At 46.6% G+C, this 6,943-nt stretch carries 8 protein-coding genes; 6 read left to right on the top strand and 2 right to left on the bottom strand.

Annotation, left to right across the window (positions count from 1 at the left end; all coding sequences use genetic code 11):
• Window positions 1–111 precede the first annotated feature (111 nt).
• Together QUA45_RS12300 and QUA45_RS12295 are read left to right on the top strand one after the other, a co-directional pair.
• A complete protein-coding gene (locus QUA45_RS12300) occupies window positions 112–531 on the top strand; it encodes a hypothetical protein (protein WP_333220896.1) in 420 nt (139 codons plus the stop codon).
• A 104-nt stretch (window positions 532–635) separates the two neighbouring features.
• Window positions 636–947 (top strand): hypothetical protein, encoded by a 312-nt coding sequence (locus QUA45_RS12295; RefSeq protein ID WP_333220894.1) that lies wholly within the window; start codon window positions 636–638, stop codon window positions 945–947.
• Between the two features lie 133 nt (window positions 948–1,080).
• Here QUA45_RS12295 and QUA45_RS12290 read toward each other — a convergent pair whose 3' ends face one another.
• Window positions 1,081–1,263, bottom strand: coding sequence for a hypothetical protein (locus QUA45_RS12290; RefSeq protein ID WP_333220892.1), 183 nt, complete (start codon window positions 1,261–1,263; stop codon window positions 1,081–1,083).
• On the opposite strand from QUA45_RS12290, the gene QUA45_RS12285 reads away from it, so the two are divergent.
• Together QUA45_RS12285 and QUA45_RS12280 are read left to right on the top strand one after the other, a co-directional pair.
• Window positions 1,262–1,432 carry a ribbon-helix-helix domain-containing protein gene (locus tag QUA45_RS12285; RefSeq protein ID WP_333101037.1) on the top strand — a complete coding sequence of 57 codons (171 nt, stop codon included), beginning with the start codon at window positions 1,262–1,264 and terminating at the stop codon, window positions 1,430–1,432. The genes QUA45_RS12290 and QUA45_RS12285 overlap by 2 nt on opposite strands.
• A complete protein-coding gene (locus tag QUA45_RS12280) occupies window positions 1,425–1,862 on the top strand; it encodes a DUF5958 family protein (RefSeq protein WP_333101038.1) in 438 nt (145 codons plus the stop codon). Before QUA45_RS12285 ends, QUA45_RS12280 begins: the two co-directional genes overlap by 8 nt.
• 216 nt (window positions 1,863–2,078) lie before the next feature.
• On the opposite strand, the gene lepA is transcribed toward QUA45_RS12280, so the two are convergent.
• Window positions 2,079–3,893 (bottom strand): translation elongation factor 4, encoded by a 1,815-nt coding sequence (gene lepA / locus QUA45_RS12275; RefSeq protein WP_333101039.1) that lies wholly within the window; start codon window positions 3,891–3,893, stop codon window positions 2,079–2,081.
• Window positions 3,894–4,220: 327 nt separating this feature from the next.
• Here lepA and QUA45_RS12270 point away from each other — a divergent pair, with 327 nt between their 5' ends.
• Both QUA45_RS12270 and QUA45_RS12265 read left to right on the top strand, forming a co-directional pair.
• A complete protein-coding gene (locus tag QUA45_RS12270) occupies window positions 4,221–4,448 on the top strand; it encodes a type II toxin-antitoxin system CcdA family antitoxin (RefSeq protein WP_333069950.1) in 228 nt (75 codons plus the stop codon).
• 561 nt (window positions 4,449–5,009) lie between these two features.
• Entirely contained in the window at window positions 5,010–6,908 is a 1,899-nt protein-coding gene (locus QUA45_RS12265) for an ATP-binding protein (RefSeq protein WP_333220890.1), read from the top strand.
• The last annotated feature ends 35 nt before the right edge of the window (window positions 6,909–6,943 follow it).

Raw genomic sequence — 6,943 nt, 5'->3', positions numbered from 1 at the left:
TGACCCCATCTTTTTTTACCATAAATCGGTCTAACCTGCTTCAGCTAGGGGTTTTGACGGGGTTGTCACCCCGTCAGGGGAGGTGGTTCTCTGGCTGCTGGTGGCGGTGGCATGGCAGTTGGTACAGTTGTACTTGGAGGTATTATGGTTGGTCCAGCCTTGGCAATTGGTGGCTTCATGCTTGCTGGTGAAGGTGAAAAAGCTTTGACAAAAGCACGAGAATATGAAGCCAAGGTCTATACAGAAATCGCTAAAATTGATGCTGCTAAAGACTTTTTGGAAAGAGTCCAGCGACGGATTGATGAACTTAACTATGTGGTGAATAACTTGAACTCTCGTACTGTTTTCGGACTTAACGAACTTGAATCCCAGGCATTCGAGCGAAATCAAAATGCAGATGTGCGTAAGTTGCAACAGGTAGCGCTTCTGGTAAAATCGCTTGCAGAAATTATGAAGACCCCTGTCTTAGATAGCGAAGGAAACCTCAACCCTGCGACTGCTAAAATCAAAGCTAAATACGGTACTATTTGAGGCAAGTTGACATGATAGCAAAAGAAGTTTCGCGAGGCATCTCAAAGATCACCAGTCCTGCTGAATGCTGACAGGAACTTGTCTCAGCTTACACTGAGTACAAGATGGTGGCAGAGCAGGAGCAGACTAAACGGCGTGAAATTGAGGCATGGGAGAAAACAACCATCGCTCAGATTAAAGCCCAGAGCGATTGGATGATGGAGTACCTCGATCGCTCATTTGATGAGCGTGCAGAAAATTTTCGCGATCTTTTTAGCGTAGTGGATTCGGCAATAGCTAGTGGCAATAATGAACAGTTAGCATTAGCTTTACATTCAATTACAGAAATAGCTAAGTCGAGTCCTTTCCAAGACCTTGCAAACTTAGCATCAGTAAAAGCTGCACTTAACGATCCAGACCATGAATGGGTGTTTTGATTCACCTTTATGAGTGTGGGTTGCCCCTTCACCTATCCCCTTAAATTGAAAAGCGATCGCCCTTAATCTCCAAAAGTGCGATCGCCCTCGATAATTTGACAGTTAACTTATCAAAAACCATCCGTCAAAAAAGTTATCCTCGGCGAGAGGGTAAATCAAACACCACTTCAAATCGGATGTTGGGCACTCCTTGCCGAAACAACTGAATATGTCCCTCCGCATCCGATCGGCTGCGATAGCGACCGACGATCGCCCATTGCAAGCTGGACGGACGAGGTGGCACAATAGGGGAAACTTCCAACAGATTGCAAGGCATGAGCGACAGCGAGCGGATTTCAGTTGTTTTGCCAACACAGGCTAAAAAGGATCTCGAAAAGTTGTGCGATCTCGAAAAGCGATTGATCTCCAACTGTGTCTACCTTCTGATTCAAGAGGCGATCGATCGAGCAAAAGCATTCGGCAAACTCAAATCAATAGATGATTGAAATTACAATCAATCAAATTCAACAAGAATTAATTAGCCAAGAAGATGCAAAAAACTGGTTTTTAAGCTTCCCAACCGAGTACCAGCAGGAAATATTGCAGCGGCTATCATACATGACCCTCCAAGCAGGGGCGCGAGAAGAAGATGTTTCCCTCGCTATTGCCAAATCAAAACTTCCCCCAACTTACACCCCTTGTGTGTTGCTGAGTAGAGGGCGATTAAAAGAACAAATGGCAAAGCTTTTGAAACTGCCGCCCTCAGAATCTATCAAAACCTTTTTCCTGTTAATGAGTTTATTGGCAATTGCCGATGCGCGCAGGTACTGCAAATATTGTCAAGATGGCTGCAGCCACTGGTGGCATCGCGATTTGAGCGATCGCAAAGTTGTAGATGAAATTCAGCGCGAGTTTCTACAAAGCATTCTTGTTTAAGTTGTAGTAAGCTGTGATGCGAGCAGGCGATCGCTACTCACGCAGCAGCCATATTCTGGGCTTCCACAGGGACGGGCAAGAGGCCCATCCCCCAAGAAAACTGATTCTTTGTGGAACAGACATCTTGCCTGTTCGAGGTGATTGCAAACAACTACAAAAAAACAGACTCTTTGTGGAACAGGCATCTTGCCTGTTCCTAACAAAAGGCCACACAGATTACGAATCCCGATCGAGCTTCAGCACAGCCATAAAAGCCTCCTGCGGCACATCCACAGTACCCACAGACTTCATCCGCTTCTTACCCTTCGCCTGCTTTTGCAGCAACTTCTTCTTCCGCGAAATATCACCGCCGTAACACTTCGCCAACACATCCTTCCGCAAAGCGGGAATGTGCTCAGAAGCAATCACCTTCGCACCAATTGTTGCTTGAATCGGCACCTTAAATTGATGGCGGGGAATCAACTCCTTGAGTTTTTCCGTCAACCCGCGGCCCACATTGTAAGCCTTATCCCGGTGTACGATCATCGCCAAAGCATCAACCGGATCGCCATTAATTAAAATGTCCATTTTCACCAACGGATTTTCGCGGTAGCCAATTATGTGATACTCCATGCTCGCATAACCGCGCGATCGCGATTTCATCTGATCGAAAAAGTCAGTCACCACCTCCGCCAAAGGCAACTCGTAAACCAGCGTAGTTCGGCCTTGACTGAGATACTTCATATCCATAAAAATGCCCCGCCGACTTTGAGACAGTTCCATCAGCGCGCCCACATAAGTTTCCGGCGACAGCATTTCTACCCGCACATAAGGTTCCTCAATTTTCTCGCGATACTGAGGCTCTGGCAAGTGGCTGGGATTGTCAATTGTTAACACTTCCCCTTTAATTGTTGTGATTTGATAAACCACCGAAGGAGCCGTAACAATCAAATCCAAATTGTATTCTCTCTCCAGTCTTTCTTGCACAATTTCCATGTGCAGCAAACCCAAGAAACCGCAGCGAAAACCAAATCCCATCGCACTCGAAGTTTCCGGTTCGTAAGAAAGGGCCGCATCGTTGAGTTTGAGTTTTTCTAAAGCTTCCCGCAAATCTGGAAATTGGTCAGCATCGATCGGGAACAAGCCGCAAAAAACCATCGGTTTTGCTTCTGTATAACCCGGCCAAGGCTCCGGTGCAGGCTTTTTGACCAAAGTAATCGTATCGCCGACGCGAGCATCAGCTACGGCTTTAATTGCCGCAGCCAGATAACCAACTTCCCCGGCGTGCAGTTCGTCTACTTGAACTTGAGTCGGTGAAAGGATGCCCAATTCATCGATGACATATTCCTTACCCGAAATCATCAACAAAACTCGATCGCCCTTTTTGACACTTCCGTCCATCACCCGGAAATACACAATTACCCCGCGATAAGGGTCGTAATAACTATCAAAAATTAGCGCCCGCAGCGGTTTGTCCACAGTATCCTGCGGCGCTGGCACCAATTCGACGATCGACTCCAAAATCTCATCTATACCAATTCCTTCCTTAGCCGAAGCCTCAATCGCCCCGCTACAGTCCAGACCGATAATTTCTTCAATTTCCCCTTTTACCCGTTCCGGTTCTGCTCCCGGCAGGTCAATTTTATTTAAAACTGGAATAATTTCCAAATTATTTCCCAAGGCAAGGTAGACATTTGCCAAGGTTTGTGCTTCCACGCCTTGAGATGCGTCAACCACCAGCAGCGCCCCTTCGCAAGCAGCGAGCGATCGCGACACCTCGTAAGAAAAGTCCACGTGTCCGGGAGTGTCGATCAGGTTGAGCACGTACTCCTGACCGTCCTTGGCAGTGTAATTCATCCGAGCCGCTTGCAGCTTAATCGTAATGCCGCGTTCGCGTTCGAGATCCATATTGTCTAAAAACTGCTCCTTCATCTCCCGTGCCTGCACAGTCCCAGTCGCCTGCAACAGGCGATCGGCCAAGGTCGATTTTCCGTGGTCGATGTGAGCAATAATCGAAAAATTACGAATGCGAGATACAGGGACGTTAGTCATGTTTTTTATCGAAGAGCTAATCGGCAAAGGATACTTTTTGTTGTATGATTACACAAGCAAGAGTAGAGTGCTTACTTCAACCTCTTACTGGGGATTGAGATGAAACCACAACAGAGACAAACCTCAAGAGTATCAGTTATTACCATTCAAGTGTCCGGGTTCGGTCGGACACCCAAAAGGAAAAAACTTTTCTCTGTCTCATTGTACAGAAAGCTGTTAAGCGGTTGAGGAAAGGTGGGGTGCAAATCAGGGACTGCAAATATCTAGTCCAGTCGGTTGTCATGAAAAGAATTGAAACTTAAGAATTAAAACTAGGATTTTTTAACTATGAGCCAGCCAAGTATACCCTCCCACAGTTCGTCAGAAAAAGTGGAACTATCTATCCATATAGATTCGGAACTGCTAGACCAAATTAAGCACTTGACGAATGACCCCAGCAAAGTCATTGAAACAGCAATCAAGCAGTGGCTCAGAGGCGAGCGCCGCGAAGACGAGCTGGCTCTGAGTTTACGCCGCAACCCCCCAGTCCCGCCGCGTGGTGAATGGAACGACTGAGCTGCTCTCGCCCCAGACGGCGCGCGCAAATCAGCAGGCTGTGAAATTTAGAGCGCGCGGACTATCTCCTGCAGATTTCGTGACGAAACCTACAGGTTGTGGGCGAGTTAACTCGGCTAACTGACAACCTCGGAACTATTCAAGGTGACAGAAAAAATGCCTGAGCCAGTCCCAGAGTTGAGCTGTTGGCAGCCTCAGATTTTGGCGTAATTTTCAAACTAGATAGTTAATCGGTGCAGATTCCTAATTCCTCAATCTAAATTTTTATTTCTTAATTACCCAAAACGGCTGAGAACGAATAGTGTTGAGTTTTGAGTTGAGTTCAGAATTAAATAATTAATATTTTATGAGTTCATTAATCACTCAAAAGTCAATAGTAGAAGCATAAAATTTTTGCAAAGTGTGAGTGTTGAGCGATTAATGTTTTAATTAAAAAGCCAAGAACTTTTTGGATTAATAACTCACCAATTAACAGTAGAAGCCCCAAACACTGGGGAGTATTGAGTTCTTTATTAAAAACTCAATACTCCCAAATCAGAACTACTTTCATCCCCTACTCTGATGGACTCTAACACAGATTTCCGGCGATCGAGCCTCGCCTCTACAGCCTTTTTTCAAGAGTTAGGGGCAGAATTAGTATTTACCCAAGACGGCTCTGGTAAATATCTATCTTTTTATTGGCAAAAAGCCGAACAGTACAACCTTACAGCAGAACAAATTGTCGATCGCCCCCTCAGCGAAACCCTGCAACCCATCCCCCCTGCGCCTTACCTCGATATCCTGCAGCGGGCGCTCGAAACCCTCGTACCGCAACGGTTCAGCTATCCATTTTGCCACGCCGGACAATATTTCCTCTTCGATTTGACACTTACTCCGGCGATCGACTCAAACGGCAAAGCTGCAAAAGTCTTAGTTATGGGAAGGCTGCTGTCTGACAAACCCACAGACAGACGGCCCGACTCCCCAGAATTTATGCTTTATCCAGCTTTGCCATCCCCATCGGACGCACGCCCACCAATGTCGCTTCCAGCGAGCCACATCCCCGGTCGAGTTCTCCCTTCCTACTCGGAAATCGACCGCAAAATCATCTCCCAAATTGCTCAAAACCTGCACAAAACCCTCGATTTAGAAACAATTTGGCAGCAAACTGTTAACAGCTTGGGTCAAGTTTTGAACGCGAGTCGCTGCATCATCTGTTCATACAAACAAGACAGCGAAAATCTCGAAACTTCTCCCTTCCTTGCCTCGGAAAATCAGCAGAATTCGACCGCAGCAGCAGCCGAATTACAACAGTCAATAGCTAAGGACTCCTCGCCCCCGCTTTCCCCAGCTCAAATCGAAAATCTCCAATCGAAAACTTTTAAAGTAGTAGCTGAATACCGCCAAGAAGCTTACTCTTCTATGCTGGGATTAGAACTGCGCGCAGCCGAACAGCCAGGGTGGATTCAAACTTTAGCCACCTTAAAACCAGTAGCAGTCGATTACGCCTCCCCCGCCGCAGATCCCTTCCACCGCCATTCCGTGCTCGTAGCAGCTACCTTTTATGAAGACCAACCCAATGCACTGATATGTTTGCACCGCTGCGGCAGTTCCCCAAAATGGAGTCATGTCGAACTCGAATTCGCCCGCGAGTTAGTCGCTCAAGTCGGCAGTGCGATCGCCCACGCTACACTTTACCAAGAATTAGAACAGGCCCGCGCCGAAGCCGTAGCTCTTTCCCAACTTAAAAGTCAATTTCTTGCCAATACTTCTCACGAACTCCGCACCCCCCTCAACGGCATCCTCGGCTTCCTAAAACTGCTTGTGGACGGCATGGCAGATGACCCCGAAGAAGCGCACCAATTTATCGAAGAAGCTTACCGATCGGCATTACATTTGTTCAATGTCATTAACGATATTTTGGATATCGCTAAAATCGAAGCTGGCAAAATGGAGTTAGACCTCGCTCCCGTAAAACTCGGCGAACTTTTGCAACAAGTTGAGAATTTTACACGGGTTCAAGTCGAGCAAAAGCGATTGCAATTTCAAATCCAAAAACCTTCTGTTGAGGACGAGATTATTGTGTACGGCAACTACCAACGCCTGCTTCAAGTAATCTTGAACCTCACGGGCAATGCGATTAAATTTACTGGGGAAGGGGGAATTCGCATCAGTGCTGAGGTTATTAAGAAAAAGGTGACTGTTCACAACCAGCAGTTCCCCGGAATGGTGAAAATCCGAGTCGCTGATACTGGCATTGGGGTTTCTCTCGACAAGCAAGATAAATTATTTGAGTCGTTTTTTCAGGTGGATGGCGCTCGTACCAGACAATACGGCGGCACCGGTTTGGGATTGGCTATTTCTCAAAAACTGGTAGAAGCAATGGGAGGTACAGTAAATTTTTACAGTATGGGGGAAGGACTCGGAGCTACGGTTACTTTTACTGTACCCCTTTACCAAGAACCACTATTTAAAAATTAATCATCGGTAATCAATCATCAATAATTTCTCCTCCG

The sequence above is a fragment of the Microcoleus sp. Pol12A5 genome, assembly GCF_036701435.1.
In the GTDB taxonomy this organism is placed as follows: domain Bacteria; phylum Cyanobacteriota; class Cyanobacteriia; order Cyanobacteriales; family Microcoleaceae; genus Microcoleus.
Note: the sequence above shows the minus strand (reverse complement) of the source record. Positions and strands in the feature narration are given on the sequence as shown.

Bases quoted from the DNA above. Each gene is read 5' to 3' on its own strand.
- QUA45_RS12290 (WP_333220892.1), bottom strand. From the start codon at position 1,263: ATGCCTTGCAATCTGTTGGAAGTTTCCCCTATTGTGCCACCTCGTCCG.
- QUA45_RS12265 (WP_333220890.1), top strand. From the start codon at position 5,010: ATGGACTCTAACACAGATTTCCGGCGATCGAGCCTCGCCTCTACAGCC.
- QUA45_RS12280 (WP_333101038.1), top strand. From the start codon at position 1,425: ATGATTGAAATTACAATCAATCAAATTCAACAAGAATTAATTAGCCAA.
- lepA (WP_333101039.1), bottom strand. From the start codon at position 3,893: ATGACTAACGTCCCTGTATCTCGCATTCGTAATTTTTCGATTATTGCT.
- QUA45_RS12270 (WP_333069950.1), top strand. From the start codon at position 4,221: ATGAGCCAGCCAAGTATACCCTCCCACAGTTCGTCAGAAAAAGTGGAA.
- QUA45_RS12295 (WP_333220894.1), top strand. From the start codon at position 636: ATGGTGGCAGAGCAGGAGCAGACTAAACGGCGTGAAATTGAGGCATGG.
- QUA45_RS12285 (WP_333101037.1), top strand. From the start codon at position 1,262: ATGAGCGACAGCGAGCGGATTTCAGTTGTTTTGCCAACACAGGCTAAA.
- QUA45_RS12300 (WP_333220896.1), top strand. From the start codon at position 112: ATGGCAGTTGGTACAGTTGTACTTGGAGGTATTATGGTTGGTCCAGCC.